This is a genomic window from Granulicella mallensis, assembly GCF_014203225.1.
Lineage (GTDB): Bacteria > Acidobacteriota > Terriglobia > Terriglobales > Acidobacteriaceae > Granulicella > Granulicella mallensis_A.
In genome coordinates, this window is sequence record NZ_JACHIO010000001.1 from 207,095 (window position 1) to 233,458 (window position 26,364).

Below are 26,364 nucleotides of genomic sequence, written 5' to 3' on the forward strand. Positions count from 1 at the left end.
GGTAAGGAATGGATGCGCTGACGAAAAGACCGCAATATATTGACGCTCATCATCACCTCTGGCGATACAACGCCCCTGGTGAACCCTGGATGACGGAGGAGATGAGCGGCTTACGACGCGATTTTTTCGCCCAGGATTTAGAAGAGGTAGCCTCCACCTCCGGGATCACAGGAACAGTTGTGATCGAGGTAACCCGCACGGCAAACGAAACACTCTGGCTAACTTCGATCGCAGAGAGACATGAACTCATCCGTGGGGTCGTCGGCTGGACAGACCTCACGGATGCCTCGATTGAATCCGCACTCGAAACAATCGCTTCCTTACCGAAGCTCAAAGGCATCCGCCATCCCATTCACGACGAACCCGATGATAACTATGTAGCTCGGGCCGACTTCAATCGCGGCATTGCGGCGCTTGAGCCGTTCGGTCTGACCTACGATCTGCTCATCTTCGAGAAGCATCTCACCCAGACGGCCGCTCTCGTAGACCGGCATCCGAATCAGATCTTCATCCTCGACCACGTCGCAAAGCCATGTATCCACGACGGCACGATCAGCCCATGGCGAGAAAACATCATCGAACTCGCGCAGCGGCAAAACGTATATTGCAAGCTCTCCGGCATGGTCACGGAAGCGAACTGGAAGAGCTGGACGCGACAGGAGATCGCTCCCTATATCGACGTCGTCCTCGAGGCCTTCGGCCCGCAGCGTTTGATGTTCGGTTCAGACTGGCCTCTCGTCACTCTCGCTTCTACCTACGGGCGGTGGCTGGAGACAGTACGCGAAGCCATCTCCCAGCTATCGAATAGCGAGCAGGATTGGCTTCTTTGGAGAACGGCTACCGAGGCCTACTGGCTCGGATAGGGATCTCTGATCCTGGTTGGGCGGCGCATGCTCTAGTGAACAGCATCCCGCGAAGGACGATCATACAAAGGAAGTGTGTGAAGCCGGATACGCACGACGTCCTTGTTATCGCTCTTGAACCTTAGCCCACGATCCGTCTGATCTCCATTCCAATTGCGTGAGCTCTGCCACGCGCCGCCCACATATTGGCCCTGCTCCGCACTCAGGATCTCGAGTTGCTCGTTGCGCGGAGCTGCACCCGCCGCGGTCGTCGCAACGAAGGTAACGCTTGCATCGAATCCGGTGACGAGGAAGTCGAGCGGCCCAAGCTGCGCTACGATGACGCGTCCGCTCGCATCCGGCGTGCCTGGTGGCACTTCACCATCGCGCTGCGGAAACCCATAAGAGACCACGGCATCGACTCCGGCAAAGTGGATGCGCGCCACCGGCTCCCCCTTTTGCTCGACAGCCGTCTGCACCTTGCCTTCGAGGTTCAGCTTCGCGATCTGCTCTTCGATTGGGCCGAGCAGGGCGAAGTTCTCTGCGAGAAAAGCGGGAATCTTTCGGTCACTGATCGTCCAATTCGTATAGTCGACTCCGAACGGCGAAAATCCGATAGCTCCATGACCCAGCGCGTAGAAGAAGTTCGGACCAAAATCGCGGCCCAGGTGTGTTTCCGGAATGAAGAGTGCATTGTCCGGCCTGGCATAACTTGCGACGACACGGTGGAACAGGGCACGATCGTCTGAGTAGAAATCCGGACCGAGCAGATCGATCGAGGGAGCAGCAGCCTTCCAGATATCGATGTTTTCCTGCTGCGGCCCCCCGCTCGGGTACTCCTGGCCGGCGCTTGGGTGGTCGCGGTTCTCGAGCGCATGCACGGGATAGGTAATCCAGACATTGCAGTACATCGGTAACGCATACTCCGCTTTGCCGGCCGCTGCGACCTGATTGATGTAGTGGGCAGTCGCATAGGCCGCGAAACGTTCATCGGCATCGGCGCCGTACACCTGGGACCAGGTTCCAGACCCGGCGTGCAGAACCTGGGGCACACTTCCGGCGAACTCCTTGTTCGCCGCCGCGGAGAAGTCCCGCACCGAACCCACCGATCCCGACTCGTTCTCAACCTGAATCATGATGACAGTGTGCTCGCTGCCATCGATTTCACGAAGATGATGCATCAGCGCGGCAAAGGCATGCCCGTCAGCTTCGAGAGTCGCTGTCGAATGAGGAGACATCACATCCAGCACCTTGCCGTAGGCGTTCAGCTCTCGCGGATACTTAGCGGGATTCGTCTTGATCCACTCCGGCACATAGTGCATCTGCCCGTTCTTCCAGGTGCCAAACCAAAGCAGGACGAGATGCAGATGATGTTGACGAGCGCCATGGACGAGAAGATCGACGTTTGAGAAATCAAACGTTCCCTCGTGCGCCTCCATCTGCTCCCAATAAACGGGTGCCTCGACCGTATTGACGTGCAGGTCCTCCAACGCAGGCCAGACATCCGGCAAGGTCGACGCCCAGGAGCTCGAATTATTGATCTGTGCGCCAAGCATCAGGTAGGGCTTACCGTCTACCACCAGAGCGTAGTGCCCGTCCTGCCTCTGCAGGTGCGGCAACTGCGACTCAGCTCCGCTGGGCGATTGAGCCTGTCCAGTCCCAACAATGAGAAGCGCCGCGAGGATCGCACAACCAACTGACAAACGACTCATGAACAACCTCCTGAACACCTCCTCGGGGAAGATGCGCTCTTCACAAGGTAAGGTCTCTTTGCTAAAACCAATGGACCCATTGTGTCACTTCTTCCCGGCGATCGGAGTCATCACGATGAATCGATGCAACTCTACCGCAAACAGCGCCAAGGGCAACTCCCTGCCGCTAGACGTTGTTGGCGCTATCACCCCCCGTTACATCGTAAGTTGCGCCTGAGACCATTCGCGCCGCGTCAGACGCGAGAAACACGACGACCGGCGCCATCTCTGCCGGATCGATCCATGGCACACCCAGAATAGATTTGCTCTGCAGCGCCTTCCGGGCCGCTTCTTCGTCGACGGCTTTGTCACCGGTTGGCGTGCGTCCCGCGACCTGCAACGCTTGCGCATATCGTTCTTCGTGGCGTGTGAGCGGTGTATCGATGAGTCCTGGAACAAGACAGTTCACAGTGACGCCATGCCGGCCCAGTTCCATCGCCGCAGACTTCATCAAGCCGATGATCCCCCACTTCGACGCCGAATAGGCCGAACCGTTCAATGTGCCGTGTCGTCCCTGAGTTGATGTCGTCATGATGATCCGGCCGTGGTTCTGCTGCACCATATACGGCGCAAAGGCACGGAGAGCGTTGGCGGTGCCCGTCAGATTGACGTCGATCTGGATGTGCCAATCAGCATCTTCCATCTCCAGCAATGGACGGAACGCCTGGATACCAGCGTTGGCAAACAAGATGTCAATGTGGCCAAACTCAGCGTTGATCTTCTCTGCGGCTATCCGCAATGCGGGAAGATCGCGCTGGTCCAGCACAAAGCTTCTCCACTGGCCACCTTCGCTCTTGACCATTTCACCAGTTTGATCGAGCTCAGCGCGGCTGGCAGGTTCCACTCCCGAACGCGGATCGACAACGGCACAGATGTCGATTCCAACCACATTCGCTCCACTATGCGCCAGGGCAACGGCTACTGCGCGCCCGATCCCGCGAGCCGCTCCAGTTACGACGGCTACTCTTCCATTGAGAATGCGTCCCCAAAGATCTGTCTTCGCCTGTGTCATCTGTCCCTCCATATTTCCTGTCAGTGAAACCGCACTCAGCGCTGCTGAGCCAGCCAGAAAGAACCTGCGCGATACGATCGCCTTCGCTGTCTCTTGTTTTCCATTTGATTGCATGAGCACCCTCACCTGTCTTTCATTAACAGTTTGGGCGAGCAGAGACTGCTTAGCTTTCTCGAATAGCGGGTAATTTTGGATTTTTCAGGTGTAGTTGTCACGCTATCCACAGAAGGCGACCTCGAAGTACTAACTACGATGGAGAAGCAGTGAGTGATGAGCGGAAGCGCCCCGGCGTCATACCAACCAGCTTGCGAAAGGTCGTAATGAACTGGCTCTGGCTGGAGAAGCCACATTGCATTGATATCTCGATGAGCGGCACATCGGCCTTCTTCAGAAGCTCCTGAGCGCAGGCGATGCGGCGATGGTTGACGTATTGATGCGGCGTAAATCCGGTAGACTCGCGAAATAGGACCGCGAAGTGTTGCGGGCTCAACCCAACGACGCCCGCAAGCGATTGAATCGAAAGATCGCGTTCCAGATCAGCTTCGATATATTCTCGGACGCGTCGTTCGCGGGTGGGCCCTAAGCCTCCGGTCGCATAAGGCGCCTCTCCCTTCCGTACGGAGTAGGCGCGGAGTAGGCGTACGCAGAGAGTCATGACCGCTGCGCTCGCCACCGCAGCATTCAGATGTCCACCCTCTGATTCCAGATAAAGCGAACGAGCAAGTTCCTCGATCAACAGGTCTCGGACCAGATAAGTGGTCTGAAGTTCCAGAGAATCCCGCTGCAAGACATCAGAGGCAAGACGCAGCAGAAACTCTTCACGGATGTAGATGTGAATCAACGCCGCTCGCCGCTGCCAGAGTGTCTTGTGCGAAATGCGCGCAGGGATCACACTGACTGCGTTCCCAATAAATTCCTTGCTTTGGCGAAGCTTTCCCGTTGCACGCCACTCCGCATGCATATGCGCTGGCTCAAGCCCCACGGTTACCTGCACGCAGTCGTGCACATGCTCCTGCCACGTACTGCGCGGCTGTTTCGCCGCGTAAACGCTAAAGCCTTCTCCATCAAACCAGAAGTGATCTTCGGGCAACGGTTCATTCGCTCCCACCAGAATCATTCGTTCCTGCGATGGCTGTGTCACGCGTTCGGTCGGCTCCTAACTCGCCGGATGATCTCAGTCTAAAGAATCCAAAAGTCCCGGAAGAACCAAAGATACAGGATCATTCGGCCAAAGCCACACTGTATCTGACGTTGGCCGAAGCGACCAACGACTGCACCTCGTGTGAAAGGAGAAACACATGAATACCGCAATTTCCGCAAAGGTGATTCCAGCTACTGCTCTCACGCAGGATGCCGAGATCTTTGAGTACAGTAAAGCAGCCGATCCGATCTCTTCCGGGGCGACGCCACGCATCCCAGTCAGGACGTTCTCGAGTGAACTCTATGCTTCCGGCACGACACGTATGGTTCCACTCGATCTGAGCAAAGAGTTGAAGACCCACTATTCTGCGACAGGCCCGAGTGTTCTGGCGAGCTTTGTTCGCATCGAGGCTGGCGAGTCGATCACCACTTCAGCCGATGCCACCAGTGAGTTCTTCTACGTTATCAAGGGCAACGGCCATACCGATACAGAGGAGGGCTCCATCGAGTGGAGCGAAGGCGACATCTTCGTGTTGCCTGGCATGGCTGCGGTACACCATGCTGATGCAGGCACGGCCTTCTACATGGTTAACGATTCGCCGCTGCTCGCCTATCTCGGTGTAGAGAAGTCGAAAAGCCGTTTCAAGCCAACGCTGTACGCGCATGCCATGATCATGGCCGAGTTGGAGAGGGCCAAGAACGATCCAAACGCAGGCAAGCGCAGTCGCGTGAGCGTGCTGCTGGCAAACAAGAACTTCGACCAGACGTTAACCATCACGCATACTCTGTGGTCCATGTTCGGCATTGTGCCTCCCGGGACGCGGCAGCTTCCGCACCGTCATCAATCCGTTGCACTTGATTTCGCGGTAGAAGCGAACTCCGGCGTATACACCCTGATCGGACCGGAACTGAATGCAGACGGCTCTATCAAAGACGCTATCCGCGTGGACTGGGTGAAGGGTGCCGCGTTCGTAACACCAGCCGGCTACTGGCATGAACATGTTAACGAGTCCAATGCGGATGCCTATGTGATGCCCATTCAAGATGCTGGCTTGCACTCCTATCTGCGCACCCTGGACATCCAGTTCTATCTCGAAGACTAATTCCGTTTCAGGTCTTCTGCTGCTGTGGGCCTGTATCCAGGCCCACAGCATTTTATTCGCTCTATCAGGATCGTTTGTTACTTCGATTGTGTTCTTTCGCACCTACGGATTCAGTATTCCGCCTTCTCCCCCTTTGCGGGGACAGAGGTCGGAACGCCTGGGGTACCGGCATAGGTGATGAGCAATACGGTGGATTCGTCACCCGACTCGCCCCGATGCACATCGTCTACTGACTCCCCTACCGCTTGCCCCTGATGAACGACCTGAGTCTTGCCGCTGACTTTGTCGTGCAGCGTAAGAGAGCCCGAAAGCACGTAGACAACATTTGGAGAGGGATGCGTGTGCCATGGCAGGGCCGTGTGTGGTGCGATGGTCAGCTTGATCGTAGTGAGTTGCGGCTGGCCGGTGGGATAGTGTGTGTAAGGCTTGCCGTTCCACGATTGGGTTGTCTGCAGCAGAATTTCGCGGTGCCCGCTTGCAACGCTATTCGCGGGGGTTTGAGCGAGTACGACCGTCAGAGCTGCTCCGGTGACGATAGCGGTAATTCCAATGCTACGGTATTTACAAATCATGTCGGTCATCTCCTATAGCCTCGCTATTTTCCGGTGTAGGTGACGTGCCAGACAGAGCGGGAGCCATCGTCGGTAACGAATAAGCTGCCGTCCTGGGCGATGGCGACGCCTACGGGACGTCCCCAGACCTGGCCGTCTTTGGTGACGAAGCCGGTGAGGAAGTCTTCGTAGCTCCCATCGGCGTGACCATTGTGCATCGGGATACGAATGACTTCGTAGCCGGCGCGGTTGGCTCGGTTCCAGGAGCCATGTTCTGCGGCAAAGGCGTCGCCGTCATATTGCTCAGGGAACTGTTCTTTCTGGTCGGGATAAAAGACCATCTCGAGCGAGGCCATGTGGGGCTGGACGAGCACATCCGGAGTAATCACCTTAGAGGCGAGATCGACGCGATTGCAGGTTTTGGCCTCATCCGCGGTAAGTGCGGAGGCCTGCGGATGGGGGCCGGTGCCCTTGGCACAGGGCTCCGGGAGGCGCGGATCCTGATGGCTGCCCATGTAGTACCAGGGCCAGCCGTAGAAGCCGCCTTCCTTGATCGAGGTGACGTAGTCGGGGACCAGGTGATTGCCCAGATTGTCGCGTTCGTTGGTAGAGCACCACAGTTGACCTGTATTGGGATTGATGGCTTCTCCGACGCAGTTGCGAATACCGGATGCATAGACCTTGATGAACTTTCCTTCGGGCGTGTATTCGAGTACATCAGCCCGGTGGAACTCTTTTGGATGCGTGTCAGGATCATCGATATTTGATCCTGAGCCTACGGAAACTAACATAGACTTGCCGTCTTTTTTGAAGACAACATCGCGAGTCCAATGACCTCCACCCATGAGCTGGGCATACCCAGGAATATTGGGAACGATCGTTTCAGGAGCACCCGTCGCGTGCAGATCCCCTGTGCGATAGGGGATTCGTTGAATGGTAGTGGCATTGCCGACGTAGACGTACTTTGGGTTCTTAGCAGGATAGAACGCAATGCCAAAGGGATGATCGAGGCCGGTAGCGAATCTTTCAATCTGCGCGGCTTTGCCGTCGGGGCCTACACCGCGAAGGATGAAGATGGTGCCGGCGCCGGAGTCAGCGAGAAAAAGATCGCCATTGGGTGCCGTCCTGAGCAGGCGAGGCATCGTAAATGTGCCCCCACTCAACTGCATGTGCTCCTTGTTGTCAGCACGCTGCATGGGAGCGGCATCACCTCCGGCGTAAAGCGTCACCGTGAAGCCTGGAGGAGCAATAGGCCAGGCATCCTTTGGGCGGGGAATCAAATGCGGGGTATTGTTAACGGCCTCCTGAGGTTTGGGCACTGGCAGATCGGCGACTGTAATCTTACGACGGACGCCAGGCTGCTGCTGATTCCAGTCCGCAAAGGCGGCCTGACCAGTGATCGCCTGCTGAGCGTGGAGTGCAGACGGAAGAAGCGCGGTAAAAACAAGAGCGGCGAATGCATACAACTTTTCGAAGCGTGAATGTCTCATCATTCTTATCTCCAGATACGTAATTTGGCGACAGTCGATCATGCAGTGGCTTAGCAAGCACAGGTTTTGGCAGTAGCATCAACCGCGTAGACTTGCGGGAGGATGGGTCACAGCGGACAACCGGGCATAAGCGCCCTGTGGCAGTTCAAGACTCGCAGCACCGGTATTCTCCTCCAGGTGCTTGACCGAGGACGTTCCGGGAATAGGCAGGATCACTTTGGAGCGCTTGAGTAGCCAGGCCAGGGCGACCTGCAAAGGAGTCGCGTCAAGATCGTTTGCGACCCTCTTGATGGTGTCATGTGCCTCCTTCGCTTGACCGAGCGGAGCCCAGGGAAGAAAGGCGATATTGTTCTGCTCGCAATAATCGACGATGAAGTCAGATTCCCGGTCGGCGAAGCTATAGCGGTTCTGCACTGAGACAATCGGCACAATCCTGCGGGCCCTCTCCACGTGTTCACGAGTCACATTCGAGAGCGCGACATGGCGAATCTTACCCTGTTCGCGAAGGCTGGCGAGTGCTTCGATCGACGCCTCGAAGGACACAGCATTATCGGGAGCGTGCAGTTGATAGACGTCGATACGATCCAGCCGCAGACGTTTTAGACTTCCCTCGAGTGCTTCGGTGAGATGGTTCGGACTGGCATTGTGCGTCCATTGGCCGGGACCTGGGCGCTCCCATCCACCCTTGGTTGCGATCACCAATCCAGCGGGATAGGGATAGAGTGCTTCTGCGATCAATTCTTCGGAGGTGCCAGGGCCGTAGGAGTCAGCCTTATCGATCAGGTTCACTCCGAGGTCGATCGCACGCCGAAGAGTCGCAAGGGACGCAACTTTGTCTGTGGGAGGTCCCCACACACCTGCCCCTGTGATGCGCATCGCACCATAGCCCATCCGATTGACCGTAAGATCACCACCGATGGTGAACGTACCAGCTGCTGCGGCTGAAAGAACTTGTTCCTTATCCATAAGACTGCTCCTTTTCGTGTTGAGATTTGGGATGTAGGACAGACCCAGCGCCTGTACTCATGCGGACACTGGGGCACTCTGCAGAAGAAGCTGCCCTGGTCAGAAGGGCTTCGGCCACTGCCATGGCTGATCCTTTGACAGTGACGCTCAAGAAACCTCTTCTCGTATTCATCAGCATTTCCTCTCTATAGGATCTGGGTCAGTTGGCGTCCAGAAATCGTCAGGCAAATTGACAACGATCGGTTCTGGCGTACTTCGCACAACCACCCATCGAAACGGTTGCTCCTTCGATGGGTTGAGTTCCTGATGTGGCAACCAACTTGGTACATGGAGAAAATCGCCCGCTCCAACAGTGGCCGAGTGTTCTCCAAAATCACCCCACCGCACCGTAGCCTCTCCTTCAAGCACGTAAACTACAGTGTCCTGTTCGCCGTGGTGGTGGATGCCGGTCTTCGCTGCAGGCTCAACGACAAATAGGCCTGCCCATAACGAGGAAACAATGCCATGCATCGCTGTAATGGCGGACATCCTCAGCGATCCTGACGTCTGTTGCGTTTCCGTGCTTAACTCAACAGGATGCACGATGCTGATCGTTGAATTCGATCCCGGTTGAGATGCCGCCTCAATAGCAGCTTCCCCCTGCACAGCAAACGCGTCAGCTATCGGGCGAGGGAGCGAATCATTCGGTTTCCTTCCCATGTGATCTCCAGGTGGTTCGTGATTGCCTAAAAAACTGTACTGTACCGTACATTACAATAAGATGCACCCGACAACAAATTCGACGCACCATTCATCCGAGGCACCTGAAGAAACAGGCCGCATAAAATGCCGTGCGTCTATCGCAATTCCACTACACCTGCGAACAGGCCAGGGGGCGCAGCACAAGGCTCGTCACATTGGATACCGTTGGTGGGTCCAAGTTAAACCTCGAATCTGCAGAGAGCTTCTTCCAATCGGGATCGGCGGAAAACTTTTCCCAATCTGCCTCAAGCGAAGTCATATCTGGAAAGCTGAGCATATAGGTAAGATTCGGCAGACTCGGTCCAACGAGTGTATCGGCATAGAAAACTCCGGTAGCACCGGCTTTAGCGAAGATGCCGAACTCGCCGTTATGAAACATCTCCACCTTCCGAACGTGATCCATGTTTGTCGGCGACTGATACTGGCGAAGGTGATAGATGCGTTTCCCCTTGGTTGCGGCGGCGACTGGTGGAGTGACCTTGGGATATCCCGGGAACGCCCGCAAGAGAGAACTCTCTATGCGAATATAGGGCGGCATGGCGGCGGGAGCATCCCAGAATGGCGCAGCCGCCTTCATAAAGACATCGTCCTTCGCCAACTCAAGGTCAGCTGTAACCAGGGTCTCCAACTTCAAGCTGGGCATCAGCAGGTAATAGGACGGGCTATCTGGTCCGAAATAAACAGAGAATGCACCGACTGGCCCAATGCCGAGCCGGTTCAATGCGGGAATTAAAGCATCGGCAAAAAAATCATTCGTGAGCTTTACTCCCGGTCCATTTGCTAAATGGTATCGGCGCAAATCCATGTACTCCGGCACAGATTTGTCCGCAATAGTGGCTGTCTGAGCCAGTAAATCACCACCAGCAGCGAGCGAGAGGGCTGAAGCAGCAAGAGAGCTAGAAAGAAAATTGCGGCGATCCATGAAGTCTCCTTGAGATTAGATAACGTTAGGTCCAAACAATTTGCGGTGACCACTTGCAACGTTCTTCGCCTGGCCCTGAGCAAGGATGATCGTCAGAGAGATTCCAGCGACAATGGTGGTATTGCATTCTCCATAGGCTTAGCTATTCTGCCGTACTGTACAGTACGTTACAATATAGAAACAAGTTACGACAACCCTATAAGGCTTGCAAGCCAAAGTGGCGTGAAACAATAGGCCGCGTAAAATGCTGCTGGTACAGGGGACTCAAGCTGAAGATTGCATTCGCTGTTTTTGGAAATGCATTCACGACTTGAGATCGGGAGAGATGAATGCCTAACAAGCGGTCGCGAGGAGAGGTTCGGAACAGCAAGCTCCAAAAAGTCGCAGCAGACCTGTTTCTAAAGCACGGCTATGAGGGTGTCACCATCGACAAGATTGTCGAGTTGGCTGGCGGATCGAAAAGTACGGTTTACACCGAATTCGGTGGGAAGTGTGGGCTGTTCATCAGCAGCATCGAGAACCTGTGCCGCGAGGCGAATGAACCGCTCACAAAGATTGACTACGCAGGATTGAACCTTGAAGCGAGTCTGAAAAAACTCTCTATCCAGATTCTGCATCTCATCACCGCGAAACGGTCCGTGGAGCTTCATCGTCTCGCTATCGGCGAGGCGGTGAACTGTCCTGAAGTAGGCGAGGCATGGTACACACATGGTCCCGCCAGGACAGCTTCGTTTATACGCGCTCTGTTGGAAAGTCGTCGCGAAGAGCTGCGAAAGACAACGATTCCAATTGACCGTATCGCGGTGCTCCTTCACGATTCATTAACGGGAGACATCCTCTACCGTCTGTTGGCAGGAGTCGGTAAGCCTAAGAGCGATGCCGAGCTCGAGCGATTGGCCTGCACTGCGGTCGACGCCATTCTCGGGAACGTTTGCAGCGATCCATCCAAAAAATAGCGATTCCCGAGGTTGGATGCCATCCACTTGCAGAACCGCGTGGTTCCCCTGACGCGTAATCAGTTCTGAAGATCAAGAGATGAAGTCAGTGAAGTGAGTCGTCGTTTTGGGAGACATGAACGTTTCCGAAGAGCGTAGCTGCTGATTCGTGAGTAGCAGATCAGCAATGATCAGTTGCAGAGCTTCGGATCTTTGCCGCCAGAATGCAGTATCCGCTTCAGGCTCTGGAATTGCTGGGGACTCGTGGGAGATGACTTCCCTGCCGTGGGCTCCCAATTCAGTCGTGGCACCCGTCGATGCGGAGGCTGCTATTGAGCGGGCGGAGGTGCGCTTCAGAAGGTGATCAACTGAGACATAGCCCGTACTCATCGCTACGATGAGGAGAGCGCCGATGATCGCCTGTGGGGCCAGTGAGGGCACTCCGGTCCATCTCGAAGCTGCACCGATAACGAATGCGACAATGAACGCGATCAGGATTTTCATCTTCTCCTCCTTGGAATACTGCGTTTCGTTCAGAAAGTCTTTTCTACCCTCAGTACGAGCTTGTTTCCTTCGGCACGATTCTTTGCGCCAAGCTCGTGATAACCGTTTGCATAGAAGAACCATTTACCCGAGTTCCAGACCATGCCTGGACCGATCGCTCCTACTTGCTCCGGAGAGTTCCGAAGCGGGACGCCATTGATACGGCCATCCGTAATCTGCCGGAGGTAGTAGGCGTTTGGGCCGATCCAAAGGTGTTTGCCAAAGTTGTATGCGGCGGTGGCGTTGAAGTGGATCGCCTGTCCTGCCTGTGTCGATTGAGCGCCAGTTGCGAATGGCGGGCTATCGTTCGTCGAATTCCAGAGATAGTGCACGCGCCAACTGGTCTCGATACGTTTAATGGGGAATGCGGTAATCGTATAATACGGATGAACAGTGAATGCATTCGCGCCGATATTTACAGCAGAAGATCGGGTGTAAGCGCCCACAGGTAGATCGAAATCGAAGACGATTCGCTGGTCGATAGGGACCTTGCCGATCTTTCGCTCGCTCCATTGAAGAATGAATGGAGACACCGTAAGCGCTCCCCACCCACCGGATTGTCCCGCACTGCCGGCGTTGACGTGCGCGGCAGTCGCCACTACTTCCGTCCCGTACCATCCGCTCAGAATTCTCTTATGAGTCAGCCACGCGATGTGGGTAAGTTCGCTGATGCTGTTAGTAGCACCGGCTCCTGCAATCGGCCTCCCGTAGCCGTCTACAACTGATCCTTCATGGGCACCATCTCCAATCTCTTCAATGACCACGCCAGGTCCTGCGATACCGTCGAGAAAGCTGGTATCCCCCAGGTTCACCGCCGGCTCCGCAACGTGCGTCTGCGCGACGAGCGAAGCCGAAAAGATGAAGACCAGGAAAAGGACGTATTGGAGCGGCTTGAGCATGATCCTCTCCTATGCACAAACCAGGCGGCGACCCAGAATCTCTTCACGAAGTCTGTCGAGCGAGCGCAGCATAAAAGTCAGCCCCTGATCGTCCTGATACACATCCTCAGCGAGCTTGGTGTGAACACCACCGACGACGACCTCTGGCCCCATCACGAGGTGCGCATGCATGGAGATCAGCGTCTCCCGTAGCTGGTACTGAGCCCGGACGCCGCCCGTAAAGGCTTTCGACGAACTGATGATCGAGACGGGCTTGTCCTTGAAACATGACTCGAAGACCGGCCGGGAGGCCCAGTCGAGTGCATTCTTCAGAACGCCTGGCATGCCATGGTTATATTCAGGTGTTGCGATCAGGACCCCGTCGCTCGCCGCGATGATCTTCCTGAACGAGGCAACCGAAGGAGTCTCAGGGCTCCGATCCAGATCCTCGTTATAGAGTGGAATGTCTTCCAGAGTCACCACCTGAATATCGATGGCAGGCGCGGCTTTTTCAGCCAGTATCTTCAGCAGCGACGTGCTGAAGGACGCTCTGCGGAGGCTTCCTGAAAGGCCAACTACTCGAACTGTTTCTCCCGTGCGGTCCATGTTTTCTCCTTGTCTGTGGCCGCGCCTAGCGTCCACATTCACAAGGCTAGGCCCCTCTTTTTCATGTGTCCAACGAAAGATTCGCATAACATATATCTGAAGAAATGATGAATAAAGGGAGATCCTATGGAGATACGACATCTGCAGCACTTCATCGCCTTGGCGGAAGAGGGTAAGTTTACGACTGCCGCGCAACGCATGAACATCGTTCAATCAGGACTGTCCATGTCCATCAAAGAGCTCGAACAGGAACTCGGGAGTCAACTCGTCACGCGCACGACTCGCAAAGTCTCGTTGACTGCCGCTGGAGAACTCTTCCTTGAACATGCGCGTGGTTGTCTCTCTTTGTTGAATGATGGAGTTCAGGCCGTTCGGTCTCAGGATGGTGTCGTCAGAGGTCGTCTGCATCTCGGCATCCTGCAAAGCCTGACGCCGTACGTGCAACTCGCCGCCTTGCTGCAACGATTTCATTCGTCGTACCCGGAGGTCGAATTCGCAGTTCGAGCTCTTTCTACAGAGGCTGTGCCTGCGCTGGTGCGCTCGGGATATATAGATCTGAGCTTCCAGGCCATCATTGGCAAAGAGCAGTGGCCCGGAGTCCGGGTCATCCCCTATGCACAAGACTCGCTCGTTGCGATCTGCTCCAGCAAGCATGCGTTAGCCAGGAAGAGTAGTGTGCAACTCGAAGTGCTCAGCCAAGAGAGCTTTGTGGATCTCACACCCGAGAGGGCTCTGCGAAAGCTGGTTGATCAGATTTTCACCCAGCACCACTTACCGAGAGCGAGCGTATATCAGGTAAGCGATATTGAGACGCAACTCTATTTCGTGGCTCATGGTCTTGGCGTCGCAATCGTGCCGTCCGCCCTGGCTCGTTCTTCCACCGCATCCCATCGTCTTCATACGCTGCGGATACTGAGTCAGGCTCCAAAGCTTCCTAAATGGCGAATCGCAATTTTGACACGGCCAAGGCGGAACGACATTCCTGGGAAGACAACGGTTGAACTCTTTCTGGAGACACTTGCGGAACTTTCAAGAAAGACGAAGACCACTGGCGAAACAGAGGGGGCCGCCGGCTAGATTGGGAAAACATGAAATAGTCATGCTCCTACTTTTGTAGGATTCGCATAATGGCATGACTGGTGTAACGTGGACGCCGAAGGCAGGAAGGATACCAGGAGCTTATGAAGCTGATCTCACGGCGTCGATTTGTGCAGGTTGGAGCTGCAGTGATGTGCACGCGTTTGGCTTGGGCGCAACCAGCGCAGCTACTGCCGGTAGGGTTCCCGATTGGGTTGCAGCTTTATAGTGTAGGCGACGATCTACAGAAGGACGTTCCCGGGACACTGCGGCAAATCAGGGCGCTCGGGTATGAGCGGGTAGAGACGGCAGGATTTGCGGGGTTGACGGCCAAGGCATTTCGGACACAGCTCGATCAGGCACAGTTGGTATGTCCGAGCACCCACCTGCCCGTGGGCAACTCCGAACTCGGTCCACTCTTCGAGGATGCACACGTCGTCGGTGCACGGTATGTAGTGAGCTCGGCGCTATTTTCCAAGAGCGGAGATCAGACACTCGATGACTACCGCACAATGGCGGACCGGCTCAATGATCTGGGACGCAAGGCAAAGGCCGCCGGACTACAGTATGCGTACCACAACCACAACTTTGAGTTCCGCAAGCTGAACGGCGACAGCATTGGGTACGACGTGTTGCTGAAGCATACGGACCCGGAGCTGGTAGCTTTTGAGCTGGATTGCGGCTGGATCGTGGCGGCCGGGTTCAGCCCGATCGAGTATTTCCGCCAATATCCTGGGCGCTATCGAATGCTGCATATAAAGGATTTCGTTGCGACCAAGGGGCCGAGCACATCGCTCGCAAAGGAGGAGCGGCCCCAGGGTGCGGAACTGGGACGTGGACATATCCACTACAAGCCGATCCTTCTTGCGGCGGCCGAAGCAGGCATCCATGACTACTATGTGGAACAGGAGCCGCCGTTCCTCGACATGCCTGCGCTTGCGGCGATAAAAGTTGATTATCAGTATCTGCGTACCTTATAGAACCGCAGGCTGCGGAGGGACGAATGAATCGTAGAGAGTTTGGAAAGATGAGTGCGGGAGCGGCTTTGGCGTCGGCGTGGCCTGTGGCTGCGCAGAGCATTGGCGCAGCAAAAAAAGTGCGATTCTCCTTCATGCTGTGGGCACTCGAGAAGCAGGCGCCGTTCGACCAATGCCTGGAATGGGTGGCCGAAGCGGGATACCAGGGTGTGGAACTGGTGGGTGAGTTCCAGAGTTGGTCACCCACCGAGAGAGCAGCCACCATGGCGAGAATGCGCCGCCTGGGAATGGTCTTTGACGCGATGAGTGGAGTGAAGGCAGGATTCGCAGAGCCGGAGCAGACAGAGGCGTTTCGGACGCAGTTCACCGAACAGATGAGGGCAGCGAAGGAACTGGAGTGTCCGAAGATTATTCTGCTCTCGGGCAAACGGGTAGAGGGTCTACGCGCCGGTATGCAGCGGCAGACCTCCATCGATAATCTTAAGTGGGCTGCCGAGAGAGCGGCAAAAGAGCAGATCGACATCGTGATTGAACCGATCGATCTGCTGGAGAATCCGACCATTTATCTAGCCTCTGTGACGGATGGCTTCGAGATCGTGCGGGCAATCGACAGTCCAAATGTGAAGGTTTTATACGACTTCTACCATGAGCAGCGGAGCTTCGGGAACCTGATCGAAAAGCTCGAAAAGAACATCGAATGGGTAGGCCTGGTGCATGTGGCGGATGTGCCCGGACGGCATGAGCCGGGGACGGGCGAGATCGACTACGAGTCGATCTATCGCAAGCTGGCGGAGCTCAACTACAGCCATTGGATCGCAATGGAGTACTACCCGACCGAAGAGCCGGTAACCTCTCTGAAGAAATCACGGATGGGGGCGCAACGGACTCTGAAGCAATCATGATCCAGAAGAATCGTCTCTGAACGCTGGGCATGGTGAGTTATTAATTCGCACGGCTCAATCTCTCTCGAACTGCCTTTTGATGACACTCCCTAATTCGCCTCGATACTGATCTGCGCGGAAGCAAGCGACGGCGAAGATGCCGAGAGTGTGATCTGCCCAGGACGTCCGTTCGATTGGACGAGAACGAGAGCCAGGCCATTGAAGGCGCGTCGACTGCTCGCTTTATAAGGCTCATGACTGTCGGGCTGTCCGTTGTCGACGCCAAGAATGCGACCGGCGCCCGTAAGCGAGAAGGTGATGGCATCATCGGCAGTAGGAACGATGCGGCCCTGTGCATCCTGCACGGTGACGGTGATATGAGCCACATCATCCGGCGTGGTGCGGAGGCGTTGCCGATCATTGATAAGCGCCAGCTTCGCAGGGGCTCCGGTAGTGTGAACCTCGATGCCTTCGACAGCCTTTCCATCCTTAATGCCCTTCGCTGTGAGGGTTCCTGGAGCATAGGGCACATCCCATGTGAGGTGCAGGTCTGCGGTAGTCTGGAGCACATCAGCGCCCGGCTGGTAATTGCCATAACGTCCGACCATGCCGGGTCGCGGGAAGCTGTAGCCTTTTACGCCGAGGCTTTCCCCGTTCAGAAAGAGCTCGACGGTTTCGCAGTTTGTGAAACACGTGACGGGTATCACCTTGCCCTCTTTGCCGGGCCAGTTCCAGTGCGGCTGTAGATGCAGAACGGGTTGCTTCGTCCAGAGGCTTTGATAGAAGTAGAAGCTATCTTTTAGAAAGCCACAGGTATCGAGTGCGCCGCTCACGGCGAGTTTGTTTGGCCACTTCGCCTCACCGAGATAGTCGATCCCAACCCAAAGAAAGTCGCCGCTCACGTAGTCATAGGTCTGCACGAACTTTTGCTGTTGCTCGACCTGGATGAGATTATTCGTTGGCCGTTCCAGGATGTCGTCGATCGGCTGCTCGGTAAAGTAGACGCCGCGTGCGCCGCGCAGTGCAGAGCTCTCGGTGCCGATAAAACGACGCTGCGGATAAGCCTGCCGGTCGATGCTGTAATACTTCTCGCGACGGTCGCGCCAGCGGTCCACATAGTTGTATCCGACGACATCGAGCTTATCCAGAAAGTCCGGAGGCGCAGCCTTCGGCTCGGCGGCGATCTGGTCGCAGCCGACGGTGATGGGCCGCGTGGAATCCTTGCTGTGAATGATCTCGATGAGACGCTGGAGGGTGGCAGGGCCGTCAGGAGCGGTTTGATCGGGAACCTCATTGCCGGGGCTCCAGATCACGATGGAGGGATGGTTACGATCACGCTCCATCATGGCAGTGAGGTCGCGCTCCGACCACTCATCGAAGTACCTATGGTATCCATAGGTCGGCGTCTGCCCTTTCGCGTGCCGCCACTCGTCGAACGCCTCGGCCATCACCAGAAATCCCATGCGGTCGAGCATGTCGAGCAGCTCCGGCGCGGGTGGGTTATGACTGAGCCGGATGGCGTTGCACCCCATCTGCTGAAGCAGCTCAAGACGGCGCTCCCATAGACGCTCGGGTACCGCTGTGCCGACTGAGCCGCCGTCACCGTGAATACAAACACCGTTCATCTTGACGTGTTCGCCATTGAGTAGAAAACCGCGATCGACGTCGAAGGCAATCTGCCGGATGCCAAAGTTGGCAGAGTCCTGATCGATTTGCGCGCCGCGAGAGCGCACGGTGCAGCGGGCACGATAGAGGTGCGGTGTCGTTGTGGACCACAACGCGGGGGAGGCCACGGTGAGCGTCTGGGCCAATGTTGTCTCGGCATCCTTGCTGAGGGTGTGCGGCGTTGTGGTCTGCTGAACGGTCTCGCCGGTCGGCGAAAGGATCTCGGTCATCAGCTCGAGATCGGCATCGCGGACACTATCATTGCGCAGGCGAGTGGTGACCTCGACCGTGGCGCTCTCCCGCGTGATGGACGGCGTGCGAACATAGATACCGTTCTCGACGATATGGATCGGATCGGTAATCCGAAGCCATGTGTGACGGTAGATGCCAGACCCGGAGTACCAGCGGCAGTTGGTCTGGAGAGAGTTGTCGACGCGCACTGCGAGATAGTTGGGCTTGCCCGGTGGCGCAAGATGGGCCGTGAGATCGTAAGAGAAGCCGATGAAGCCATAAGGGCGCATGCCCAGCGAGACACCGTTGATCCACACCTCGCTGCGCTGATAGACCCCGTCAAACTGAAGAGCGATGCGTCTGCCATGCGCCGAGGAGGGCACGATAAAGTCCTTGCGATACCAGCCGATGCCGGTAGGCAGGTAGGCTCCATTTCCCTTGGCGGGAGCGTTCTCGTCGAAGCTGCCCTCGATGCTCCAGTCATGGGGGAGATCGAGACTGCGCCAGGCCGCGTCGTGAAAGCCCGGTGCCTGCGCACCTGCGGCATCGCCGAGCAGAAAACGCCATCCGCGGTCGAAGTTAGTGCGGCGTTCAGGCAGCACTTCAGGATTCGTGCCGGAAGAGGCGTCGAGCCGAAGGGCCGAAGCGGCTCCGGCCATTGCTGCATCACTAAGAAAATCTCGGCGGGTGATAGGGGACATCGTGGGGCCTTTCTCTGGTTCTCTTATGGCAGAGAAGCTTATCGTGAAAATCAGTCGCCGCGAATCCGCCAAAAGGTGGATTCGTATCGATGTAGCGAGCGAGTAGGCTTGATGCGCATTCAAGAAGCATTCTTAAGGCGAGGCAACAGCATGACGACGTGGCGAGCGATCTGGCTCGGATTCTTAACGGCTGCGGGACTTCAAGTCGCTGCTATCAATGCGACTCGCATCGGAGCGCAGAGTCCGCAGCAGAGTCAGGCAGATATGTCTCCCTTTACGATGGAGCTTCGGCGCGGCGCATTGACGCATTCGCCGGTGGACGTCTCGTACCTGCTGGATGCGCCGGCCGGCAAACACGGCTTCGTGCAGGTAAAGGACGGCCACCTGGCGACTGGCGAGGGAAAACGCATCCGCTTCTGGGGCGTCAACATCACCGATTGGAGCAAGGGCTCGCGGCAGATTCCGGTGAAGCAGGACGCGGCCTTTCTGGCGTCGACGCTCGCACGATTCGGCGTGAACAGCGTGCGCTTCCAGTTCCTCGATCTCGAAGTGTCTCGGGGACTCATCGCGAAGCAGGGCGACAGCACCCGCATGCTCGATGTCGACGCGCTCGACCGCGAAGATTACTTCATCGCAGAGCTCGAAAAGCGCGGGATCTATATCGATTTCAACCTGCTGGTGGGCAGGCCCTTCCACGCTGGCGATGGCGTGAAGAACGCAGAGCTGCTGCGGGAGGGATCGAAGGGAACGTCGCTCTATGACGCGCGGATGATCGAACTGCAGAAAGAGTATGCACGGCAGTTGCTGACACATCTCAATCCCTATACAAAGCTGCGGTACACAGACGATCCAGCGGTCGCAATCGTCGAAATCAACAATGAGAATGCGATCAATGTAGGGTTCCACGCGCCAGCGCCGTTTTATCAGGATGAGCTAACCGGTCTCTACAATCAATGGCTGGCGAAGCACCGCACCGCGGAACAGAGCGCGAAGCTCCGGGAGATCACAAGTGCCGGAGCAGCGGATCCAGTGCCTCTGCTAAGTAGCAAGACGTTGGTAGCGGAGGCTCCTCCGGAACGGTTCTACGCCGAGGCCGAGTTCTACAACGACCTGCAGCACGACTACTTCCTGGACATGGAGCGATACCTGAAGCAGACGCTGGGGTCGCACTCGCTGGTGATCGCGACGGCGGATCACAGCCACTCCAACAGCGGTTATTCTATCCTGCTCGCGACCGAGGACATGGACATCATCGACGGGCATACCTACTGGCAGCATCCCGAGTATTACGTGAAGAAACTCCCGATGGTGAACGACCCGTTCAACTCGACGATAGTAGAGCTATCGCGGTCGGCGATTGCTGGAAAGCCCTATACGGTAAGCGAGGTCAACAATCCGTTCCCCAACGACTACGCGGGCGAGGGTATCCCTATCCTTGCGGCCTATGCAGGGTTACAGGACTGGGACGCTCTCTTCTGGTACACCTTCGAGCCTAAGAGCGATCCGGCATGGAAGCCCTATGTAGGCGACGCGTTTGATATCTCGTTAGACCCGGTAAAGATGCCGGAGCTGGCAGCGGGAGCGCTCCTGTTTCTGCGCGGCGATGTCGAGAAGGCGCGCACTGTCAGCGAGCGGACGTATTCGGAGAAGCAGGTCTTCGATAGCATGCTGATCCCTTCGACGGAGCGGCCGTACTATACGGAGGGGTTTCCACTGGCTCTGCCACTCGAGCACGAGGTGCGGATCGGCTCACTGACCGGACCTCCGACCAAGCCATTCGAGACGCCGAAAGCAACAGACCCAATCGTCTCCGATACACGGCAGCTCGCATGGTATGTGGGACCTCAGCATACGAACGGGCTGGTGACGGTGGATACACCGAGGAGCCAGGCACTGATCGGCTTCGTAAAGGCACAGGGCAAAAGCGTGCGCAACATGAGCGCCGAGGTGAACAACAGCTTCTGTATCCTTCTGCTCAGCGCGATGGATGAGCAGCCGATTGCTACGAGCGCGAAGCTGCTGCTGGTGGCAGGAGGTCCCGTGGAGAACACCGGACAGCAGTGGAACACTGCAGGGACCGATGTGACCTCGTTCGGAGGGCCACCGAGTCTTGTCGAGCCGGTGAAGGGGACCATTACCCTGAACGGCCTCGAAGGCGCGCACGCAGTATGGGTGCAGCCGATCGACGGCGCCGGCCAGCCTCTGGGCAAGCCCACAGCGGCCGCAAACATCGGCGGAACCTGGAAGGTTCCGCTAGGGCCAGTCACGACCACATGGTATGAAATTAGGGTGGAGCGCTAGATGACACGATCATTCACATTGCGTCTGTTGGCGGGCGTTGTAGTTGGCGTAGCGAGCCTCGCCGCGTGCGCCCAATATCCCGGTAACCATGAAGTAGTTAAGTTGTGGCCCAAAGGCGCACCTGCGTTACAGGCCGATGCAAGGCCTGAGACAGTGCGGATCTCGCCGGAGGGCGACCACGTCATCACCCATGTAGCTGAGCCTTCGCTCACGCTCTATCTACCGTCGCCACAAACTGCCACAGGTGCAGCCGTGATCATAGCGCCGGGCGGCGGACACAGCGAGCTCTGGATCGACCATGAAGGCTTCCGCGTGGCGGAGTTTCTGAGCGAGCACGGAGTCGCAGCCTTTGTTCTGAAATACCGGCTGGCGAGAGAGAAGGGATCTTCCTACACCGTCGAAGGAACAGAGTTGGAAGATATGCAGCGTGCGATTCGCGTCGTACGGAGCCGCAGCGGCGATTGGAAGATCGATCCAGCGCGCATCGGTGTGATGGGATTTTCAGCAGGTGGCGAGCTGGCGGAACTCGCCAGCACTCGCTACGATGCCGGACACCTCGACACGGAAGATCCCGTAGAACATGTGAGCTCGAAGCCGGACTTTCAGGCGTTGCTCTATCCCGCCATTCCGAAGGAGCCACGGTTGACGGCGCAGACGCCAAAGGCCTTCCTCGCCTGTGGAGCGATGGATCGAGTCGACATCTCGCAGGGAATGGCGGAGTTCTATCTGGCTTTGGCTCGGCTGCACGTGTCGGCGGAGCTGCACATCTATGCGGGCATTGGGCACGGGTTCGGGATTCGTAAGAGCAACACCAGGCCGGTCGCCGACTGGCCGGAGCTTTTTCTCGAATGGATGAGCGTGCAAGGTCTTTTGAAGTAATAGGGTAATAGCAGCCGACAAATCGATGACCGGCTAACACTCGCAGGAACCAATCGCTCACTCCTACTTTCGACGGATTCGCATTTCCCTTTCGAAGAGTAGCGTGGCTTTTGATCAGTAGTATGGACTTCACCCTCCCTCTCGATCGAAGAGGGGCGGCTAAGGTAGCTACCGCATTACTTTTGAACGTGTGTGTCTAGATACATTTCAAGCAAATCTTTAGGATGACCAACCTTATGGACAGACGAGTTTTCCTCCAACGGACGGGCACACTGCTGGCAGCCTCGACGCTGCCGGGCATTTCAGCTTTCGCCGAGGAGAAGCCCACAGCGGGCGGACGATTGGTTCTCCCCATCAACCGTGGCTGGCGATATCACCCCAGCAAAGTCGCTGGAGCCGAAGCCCCGGAGTTCGATGACTCTGTCTTCGAAGAGGTGGTGATTCCGCACACGAACATCAGCCTTCCCTGGCACAGCTTCAACGATAAAGACTACGAGTTCATCTCAACCTATCGGCGCCGCTTCAGAACGCCGTCCAACACGCAGGGCAAACGCATCTTCGTGGACTTCGAAGGTGTCATGACTGCCTCGACGGTGTGGATCAACGGCATCCCGCTCGGCGAATACAAGGGTGGCTTCACGCCGTTTTCCTTCGAGCTGACACCACACCTGCGTAAGGACCGGGAAAATGTCCTGACCGTGCAGGTGGATTCAACGGAGCGAAGCGATATCCCACCGTTCGGTTACGAGATCGACTACATGACCTTCGGCGGCATCTACCGCGAGGTCTCCCTGCGCGTAGTGCCCGCTCTCTATCTCGACAATATCTTTGCGCACCCGAAAGATGTGCTGAGTGGCAAGCCGGCGCTCGACGTGGACTGCTTCCTCGCCGGCATCGCCCCTCACGGAGATCTCGTGCTCGAAGCAGAACTGTTGGACGGCGAACGCTCTCTCGCAAAGGCGAGCCGATCCTTCAGAGTGTCGTCTGCCAGCGATCCTGACGTAGCGGATGATCCTGCCACGAGCGCTCCTGTTTACCTGAGCACGGAGACGGTAAACGATCCCGGAAAGCAGACGATCTCGTTCAAAGAGATCGAGGGAATCAAGCTTTGGGATCTGGCGAGCCCGAATCTCTATACAGTCCGTGTGCGTCTCTTGCGCGCTGGAAGTGTCATCGATGAAGACACTCGCCGGATCGGCTTCCGCGAGGCGATCTTCACCGATCACGGCTTCTCACTGAACGGAAAGATCGTTAAGCTACGCGGCCTTGATCGCCACCAAACCTTTCCCTTCGCCGGTCAGGCCATGCCCGCCAGGGTCCAACGCCAGGATGCGAAGATCCTTCGCTACAACCTGCACTGCAACATCGTACGAACCTCTCATTATCCGCAGTCGCGCCACTTCCTGGATTGCTGTGACGAGATCGGCCTGCTTGTGCTCGAAGAGATTCCAGGCTGGCAGCACATCGGCCCCGAGCCATGGAAGCTCCTCGCCATCGACAACGTTGGACGCATGGTGCGGCGAGACTGGAACCATCCGGCCATCATTCTCTGGGGCGTGCGCATCAACGAGTCTCCAGACGACCACAGCTTCTATACCCGCACCAATGCACTCGCACACGCACTCGATACGACGCGGCAGACAGGCGGCATCCGCAACTTCAAGGAATCGGAGCTTCTGGAAGATGTCTTCACAATCAATGATTTCGGCTTCCCTCTCAGAAAACCGAACTATCCCCGCTATCTCAACACCGAATTCGTCGGCCACACGTTCCCGACCAAAACAACGGACGACGATGAGCGGCAGCGCGAACACACGCTGCGTCATGCTCGTATCCATAATCAACTCGCCTCCGATCCGCAATACGCGGGCGGCATCGGTTGGTGCGCCTTCGACTACAACACCCACGCCAACTTCGGCGCGGGCGACCGCATCTGCTATCACGGCGTTACAGACATCTTCCGCGAGCCCAAGCCCGCCGCTGGCTTCTACAAATCGCAGTGCGATCCGTCAGAAGAGATCGTACTCGAGCCTGCCTTCCACTGGGCCAACAGCGACGAATCGACCTCCTTCACAGAGGCCCTCGTCTGTTCGAACTGCGACCACCTGAAGTTTTACCAACGCAGCAACAGCCTGGCGGACAACCCATGGGAGTTGATCGCCGAACTCGATCCGGACCGTGCGAATTTTCAATATCTGAAGTATCCGCCATTCGTTCTCGACCGGACGAAATTGCAGAAGCCTCACCGGCATGTCTGGGGCGATCTCAGGATCGATGGCTATTTGCAGGGCAAGCAGGTCGCATCAAAAACCCTGTCCGGGCTTGGCGTCGACCAGAAGTTCTCCCTGCTCCCAGACGATACGGCGCTCCATGCCGACGGAGCCGACACCACGCGAGTTGTCCTGCGGGTCACGGACGAGTTCGGAGCCATACGGACCTATGCCAACGATCCCATCGTCTTCAAACTCGAAGGGCCTGCGAGCCTGATCGGAGACAACCCCTTCGGTTTGATCGGTGGAACCGGCGCGGTTTGGGTTCGCGCGAAGACACAGGCAGGCAGCGTCCGGCTGACCGCGACGCATCCTCGGCTGGGCTCTCAGACAATTGAGTTTCATCTCACCGCTGTTCCACCAGAACTGGTCTAGGAGACCTGCATGATCAAGGTCAAGATGCGTGCTGTCAGGAAGACGTATTGGCGTAGCGTAGGTTCTCTGCTCGCGGTGTTCCCTCTTCTACTGGGGGGAGCGGCATTCGCCCAGCAGACGCCGGCCATCACGGGCATCTCGCATGTGACGTTCTATGCCGAAGACATCCCGCATTCACGTCAGTTCTACGCTGATCTGCTCGGCTGGCAGCCTGTACCTGCGACTGGATCGGAACCCGGCCTCCGCTTCTATGCGAACCATGCGCAATACGTCGAGCTGGCGCCGCCGCCTGTACCGGGACAGGCGCACAGGCTTGATCTTGTAGCCTTCGCGACCAACGACGCAGAGGGTCTGCGGCGGCTTCTTGCCCGCAAAGGTGAAGAGGTCCCTCTTTCGGTGACCGTCGGGCGGGATGGGAGCCGCAGCTTCAGGGTGCATGACCCCGAAGGCAACCTGGTCGAATTTACGCAGCAGGGACGACGCGTTCTCTCGCCATCGCCCGCGGCACTCGCGCGCCGCCTGAGCACACACATCATGCACGCGGGATATGTCGTACACGACCGCGCCGCGCTAGACCGCTTCTATAAAGACGAGCTAGGATTTCACCTGTACTGGCAGGGAGGCGCCAAAGCGGGAGATGTGGACTGGGTCATGATGCAGGTGCCCAACGGCACCGATTGGATCGAATACATGCTGAACCTGCCGGCCAATCCTCCCCATGCGCAGCTTGGCAACGCAGACCATATCGCCCCCGGCGTGGTGAGCGTAGCGGAGCTGCAGAAGCGACTGGAACAGCGCGGATGGAAACCTGCCGCCGGTAAAAATCCGCAGGTGCTGGGAGTCGACGGCAAGCTGCAGCTCGACCTCATTGATCCTGATGACACGCGGATCGAGTTTATGGAGTTCGCGCCCGTCAAAGCGCCCTGCTGCTCGCCTTATACAGGCAAGCAACCAGCCCCCTCGGATGCATGGTAAGCGAGACTTTTCAACTCGGAGGAAAGATGAAGCGATACATAGTTGCACTACTGGTGGCGTCTCTGCTCTCGCCTGCACTCCTTGTCGCACAGACCAGCCCAGACACCTCGCAGACCGCAAAGGCATCGAGCGGCTTCGACGTAGTTGCCGATCAGGCGCTTGCGGCCATGAAGGCGAAGGCGCAGACGATGGGTATCGGTGGAGTTGCGGTAGTGGCGTACTTCGAGGGTGACACAATCCAGGCATGGAGCTCGAAGATGATCGTGGTAGGCCGGTATAAGGACCTCCCGACAGCAACCGACAAAGGTTCAAATCTGCTGGGCATCGCCTATGCCAAGGCCTCCGAGATGGCCGATACGCTCAAAGACAGCGGAAGCGGAATCAGGCCACCCATGACCGGCGAGTTCGGCTGGAATGGCGGTGTCATCGCACGCGGTAAAACGGGTTATGTCATCGCTGCCTTCAGCGGGGGCAAATCCGACGACGATGTGCAGATCTCGCGTGAGGGTTTGTCGAAGCTCAAGGCGAAACTTTAGTGGGGTTCATGAGCGT

23 protein-coding genes are annotated in these 26,364 nt (G+C 56.9%); 11 read left to right on the forward strand and 12 right to left on the reverse strand.

The features are described from left to right. Window positions 1-8: 8 nt before the first annotated feature. Window positions 9-863, forward strand: coding sequence for an amidohydrolase (locus tag HDF15_RS00765; RefSeq protein WP_184252373.1), 855 nt, complete (start codon window positions 9-11; stop codon window positions 861-863). A 32-nt stretch (window positions 864-895) separates the two neighbouring features. Here HDF15_RS00765 and HDF15_RS00770 read toward each other — a convergent pair whose 3' ends face one another. From HDF15_RS00770 to HDF15_RS26145, 3 genes are all read right to left on the reverse strand, one after another. Next, complete coding sequence (locus HDF15_RS00770) at window positions 896-2,554, reverse strand: DUF5597 domain-containing protein (protein WP_184252374.1); 1,659 nt, start codon at window positions 2,552-2,554, stop codon at window positions 896-898. Between the two features lie 166 nt (window positions 2,555-2,720). Then, a complete protein-coding gene (locus HDF15_RS00775) occupies window positions 2,721-3,719 on the reverse strand; it encodes an SDR family NAD(P)-dependent oxidoreductase (protein WP_221314218.1) in 999 nt (332 codons plus the stop codon). A 133-nt stretch (window positions 3,720-3,852) separates the two neighbouring features. Continuing rightward, the gene (locus tag HDF15_RS26145; protein WP_184252375.1) at window positions 3,853-4,746 is read right to left on the reverse strand and encodes an AraC family transcriptional regulator; all 894 of its coding nucleotides are present in this window, start codon (window positions 4,744-4,746) and stop codon (window positions 3,853-3,855) included. Between the two features lie 157 nt (window positions 4,747-4,903). Between HDF15_RS26145 and HDF15_RS00785 the strand changes: the two genes are divergently transcribed. Beyond that, entirely contained in the window at window positions 4,904-5,848 is a 945-nt protein-coding gene (locus HDF15_RS00785) for a cupin (protein ID WP_184252376.1), read from the forward strand. A 110-nt stretch (window positions 5,849-5,958) separates the two neighbouring features. On the opposite strand, the gene HDF15_RS00790 is transcribed toward HDF15_RS00785, so the two are convergent. From HDF15_RS00790 to HDF15_RS00810, 5 genes are all read right to left on the reverse strand, one after another. Further along, entirely contained in the window at window positions 5,959-6,420 is a 462-nt protein-coding gene (locus HDF15_RS00790; protein ID WP_260330742.1) for a cupin domain-containing protein, read from the reverse strand. 23 nt (window positions 6,421-6,443) lie between these two features. Then, complete coding sequence (locus HDF15_RS00795) at window positions 6,444-7,889, reverse strand: sorbosone dehydrogenase family protein (RefSeq protein WP_184252579.1); 1,446 nt, start codon at window positions 7,887-7,889, stop codon at window positions 6,444-6,446. 78 nt (window positions 7,890-7,967) lie between these two features. After that, on the reverse strand, window positions 7,968-8,855 hold the full coding sequence (locus tag HDF15_RS00800) for an aldo/keto reductase (RefSeq protein ID WP_184252378.1): 888 nt from the start codon (window positions 8,853-8,855) through the stop codon (window positions 7,968-7,970). A gap of 171 nt (window positions 8,856-9,026) precedes the next feature. Next, window positions 9,027-9,554, reverse strand: a complete 528-nt coding sequence (locus tag HDF15_RS00805) for a cupin domain-containing protein (protein ID WP_184252379.1) — start codon at window positions 9,552-9,554, stop codon at window positions 9,027-9,029. A 151-nt stretch (window positions 9,555-9,705) separates the two neighbouring features. Continuing rightward, window positions 9,706-10,518 (reverse strand): NIPSNAP family protein, encoded by an 813-nt coding sequence (locus HDF15_RS00810; protein ID WP_184252380.1) that lies wholly within the window; start codon window positions 10,516-10,518, stop codon window positions 9,706-9,708. Between the two features lie 329 nt (window positions 10,519-10,847). On the opposite strand from HDF15_RS00810, the gene HDF15_RS00815 reads away from it, so the two are divergent. Then, a complete protein-coding gene (locus HDF15_RS00815) occupies window positions 10,848-11,474 on the forward strand; it encodes a TetR/AcrR family transcriptional regulator (RefSeq protein ID WP_184252381.1) in 627 nt (208 codons plus the stop codon). Between the two features lie 72 nt (window positions 11,475-11,546). On the opposite strand, the gene HDF15_RS00820 is transcribed toward HDF15_RS00815, so the two are convergent. Genes HDF15_RS00820 through HDF15_RS00830 form a run of 3 tightly spaced genes read right to left on the reverse strand, consistent with a single transcriptional unit; the run spans window position 11,547 to window position 13,480 of the window. Then, the gene (locus tag HDF15_RS00820; RefSeq protein ID WP_184252382.1) at window positions 11,547-11,957 is read right to left on the reverse strand and encodes a XapX domain-containing protein; all 411 of its coding nucleotides are present in this window, start codon (window positions 11,955-11,957) and stop codon (window positions 11,547-11,549) included. A gap of 29 nt (window positions 11,958-11,986) precedes the next feature. After that, window positions 11,987-12,895: a transporter gene (locus tag HDF15_RS00825; protein ID WP_184252383.1), complete on the reverse strand. Its 909-nt coding sequence runs from the start codon at window positions 12,893-12,895 to the stop codon at window positions 11,987-11,989. A gap of 9 nt (window positions 12,896-12,904) precedes the next feature. Next, window positions 12,905-13,480 carry an NADPH-dependent FMN reductase gene (locus tag HDF15_RS00830; RefSeq protein ID WP_184252384.1) on the reverse strand — a complete coding sequence of 192 codons (576 nt, stop codon included), beginning with the start codon at window positions 13,478-13,480 and terminating at the stop codon, window positions 12,905-12,907. A 126-nt stretch (window positions 13,481-13,606) separates the two neighbouring features. Between HDF15_RS00830 and HDF15_RS00835 the strand changes: the two genes are divergently transcribed. The 3 genes from HDF15_RS00835 (at window position 13,607) to HDF15_RS00845 (ending at window position 16,436) form a co-directional block, all read left to right on the forward strand. Next, complete coding sequence (locus HDF15_RS00835) at window positions 13,607-14,557, forward strand: LysR family transcriptional regulator (RefSeq protein ID WP_184252385.1); 951 nt, start codon at window positions 13,607-13,609, stop codon at window positions 14,555-14,557. Between the two features lie 104 nt (window positions 14,558-14,661). Then, the gene (locus tag HDF15_RS00840) at window positions 14,662-15,537 is read left to right on the forward strand and encodes a sugar phosphate isomerase/epimerase (RefSeq protein WP_184252386.1); all 876 of its coding nucleotides are present in this window, start codon (window positions 14,662-14,664) and stop codon (window positions 15,535-15,537) included. A 23-nt stretch (window positions 15,538-15,560) separates the two neighbouring features. Further along, window positions 15,561-16,436: a hydroxypyruvate isomerase family protein gene (locus HDF15_RS00845; protein WP_184252387.1), complete on the forward strand. Its 876-nt coding sequence runs from the start codon at window positions 15,561-15,563 to the stop codon at window positions 16,434-16,436. An 89-nt stretch (window positions 16,437-16,525) separates the two neighbouring features. Here the strand turns inward: HDF15_RS00845 and HDF15_RS00850 are convergent, their stop codons facing one another. After that, window positions 16,526-19,012 (reverse strand): glycoside hydrolase family 2 TIM barrel-domain containing protein, encoded by a 2,487-nt coding sequence (locus HDF15_RS00850; protein ID WP_184252388.1) that lies wholly within the window; start codon window positions 19,010-19,012, stop codon window positions 16,526-16,528. A gap of 150 nt (window positions 19,013-19,162) precedes the next feature. Between HDF15_RS00850 and HDF15_RS00855 the strand changes: the two genes are divergently transcribed. From HDF15_RS00855 to HDF15_RS00875, 5 genes are all read left to right on the forward strand, one after another. Next, window positions 19,163-21,313: a hypothetical protein gene (locus HDF15_RS00855; protein WP_184252389.1), complete on the forward strand. Its 2,151-nt coding sequence runs from the start codon at window positions 19,163-19,165 to the stop codon at window positions 21,311-21,313. Further along, entirely contained in the window at window positions 21,314-22,192 is an 879-nt protein-coding gene (locus tag HDF15_RS00860; RefSeq protein WP_184252390.1) for an alpha/beta hydrolase, read from the forward strand. A gap of 236 nt (window positions 22,193-22,428) precedes the next feature. Beyond that, entirely contained in the window at window positions 22,429-24,837 is a 2,409-nt protein-coding gene (locus HDF15_RS00865; protein WP_184252391.1) for a glycoside hydrolase family 2 protein, read from the forward strand. Between the two features lie 9 nt (window positions 24,838-24,846). Beyond that, window positions 24,847-25,812: a VOC family protein gene (locus HDF15_RS00870; RefSeq protein WP_184252392.1), complete on the forward strand. Its 966-nt coding sequence runs from the start codon at window positions 24,847-24,849 to the stop codon at window positions 25,810-25,812. A 26-nt stretch (window positions 25,813-25,838) separates the two neighbouring features. Beyond that, window positions 25,839-26,348 carry a hypothetical protein gene (locus tag HDF15_RS00875; protein ID WP_184252393.1) on the forward strand — a complete coding sequence of 170 codons (510 nt, stop codon included), beginning with the start codon at window positions 25,839-25,841 and terminating at the stop codon, window positions 26,346-26,348. Window positions 26,349-26,364: the final 16 nt, after the last annotated feature.

Coding starts and splice junctions, on each gene's coding strand:
- HDF15_RS00765 (WP_184252373.1), top strand. CDS start 9: ATGGATGCGCTGACGAAAAGACCGCAATATATTGACGCTCATCATCAC.
- HDF15_RS00770 (WP_184252374.1), bottom strand. CDS start 2,554: ATGAGTCGTTTGTCAGTTGGTTGTGCGATCCTCGCGGCGCTTCTCATT.
- HDF15_RS00775 (WP_221314218.1), bottom strand. CDS start 3,719: ATGCAATCAAATGGAAAACAAGAGACAGCGAAGGCGATCGTATCGCGC.
- HDF15_RS00785 (WP_184252376.1), top strand. CDS start 4,904: ATGAATACCGCAATTTCCGCAAAGGTGATTCCAGCTACTGCTCTCACG.
- HDF15_RS00790 (WP_260330742.1), bottom strand. CDS start 6,420: ATGATTTGTAAATACCGTAGCATTGGAATTACCGCTATCGTCACCGGA.
- HDF15_RS00795 (WP_184252579.1), bottom strand. CDS start 7,889: ATGAGACATTCACGCTTCGAAAAGTTGTATGCATTCGCCGCTCTTGTT.
- HDF15_RS00800 (WP_184252378.1), bottom strand. CDS start 8,855: ATGGATAAGGAACAAGTTCTTTCAGCCGCAGCAGCTGGTACGTTCACC.
- HDF15_RS00805 (WP_184252379.1), bottom strand. CDS start 9,554: ATGGGAAGGAAACCGAATGATTCGCTCCCTCGCCCGATAGCTGACGCG.
- HDF15_RS00810 (WP_184252380.1), bottom strand. CDS start 10,518: ATGGATCGCCGCAATTTTCTTTCTAGCTCTCTTGCTGCTTCAGCCCTC.
- HDF15_RS00815 (WP_184252381.1), top strand. CDS start 10,848: ATGCCTAACAAGCGGTCGCGAGGAGAGGTTCGGAACAGCAAGCTCCAA.
- HDF15_RS00820 (WP_184252382.1), bottom strand. CDS start 11,957: ATGAAAATCCTGATCGCGTTCATTGTCGCATTCGTTATCGGTGCAGCT.
- HDF15_RS00825 (WP_184252383.1), bottom strand. CDS start 12,895: ATGCTCAAGCCGCTCCAATACGTCCTTTTCCTGGTCTTCATCTTTTCG.
- HDF15_RS00830 (WP_184252384.1), bottom strand. CDS start 13,480: ATGGACCGCACGGGAGAAACAGTTCGAGTAGTTGGCCTTTCAGGAAGC.
- HDF15_RS00835 (WP_184252385.1), top strand. CDS start 13,607: ATGGAGATACGACATCTGCAGCACTTCATCGCCTTGGCGGAAGAGGGT.
- HDF15_RS00840 (WP_184252386.1), top strand. CDS start 14,662: ATGAAGCTGATCTCACGGCGTCGATTTGTGCAGGTTGGAGCTGCAGTG.
- HDF15_RS00845 (WP_184252387.1), top strand. CDS start 15,561: ATGAATCGTAGAGAGTTTGGAAAGATGAGTGCGGGAGCGGCTTTGGCG.
- HDF15_RS00850 (WP_184252388.1), bottom strand. CDS start 19,012: ATGTCCCCTATCACCCGCCGAGATTTTCTTAGTGATGCAGCAATGGCC.
- HDF15_RS00855 (WP_184252389.1), top strand. CDS start 19,163: ATGACGACGTGGCGAGCGATCTGGCTCGGATTCTTAACGGCTGCGGGA.
- HDF15_RS00860 (WP_184252390.1), top strand. CDS start 21,314: ATGACACGATCATTCACATTGCGTCTGTTGGCGGGCGTTGTAGTTGGC.
- HDF15_RS00865 (WP_184252391.1), top strand. CDS start 22,429: ATGGACAGACGAGTTTTCCTCCAACGGACGGGCACACTGCTGGCAGCC.
- HDF15_RS00870 (WP_184252392.1), top strand. CDS start 24,847: ATGATCAAGGTCAAGATGCGTGCTGTCAGGAAGACGTATTGGCGTAGC.
- HDF15_RS00875 (WP_184252393.1), top strand. CDS start 25,839: ATGAAGCGATACATAGTTGCACTACTGGTGGCGTCTCTGCTCTCGCCT.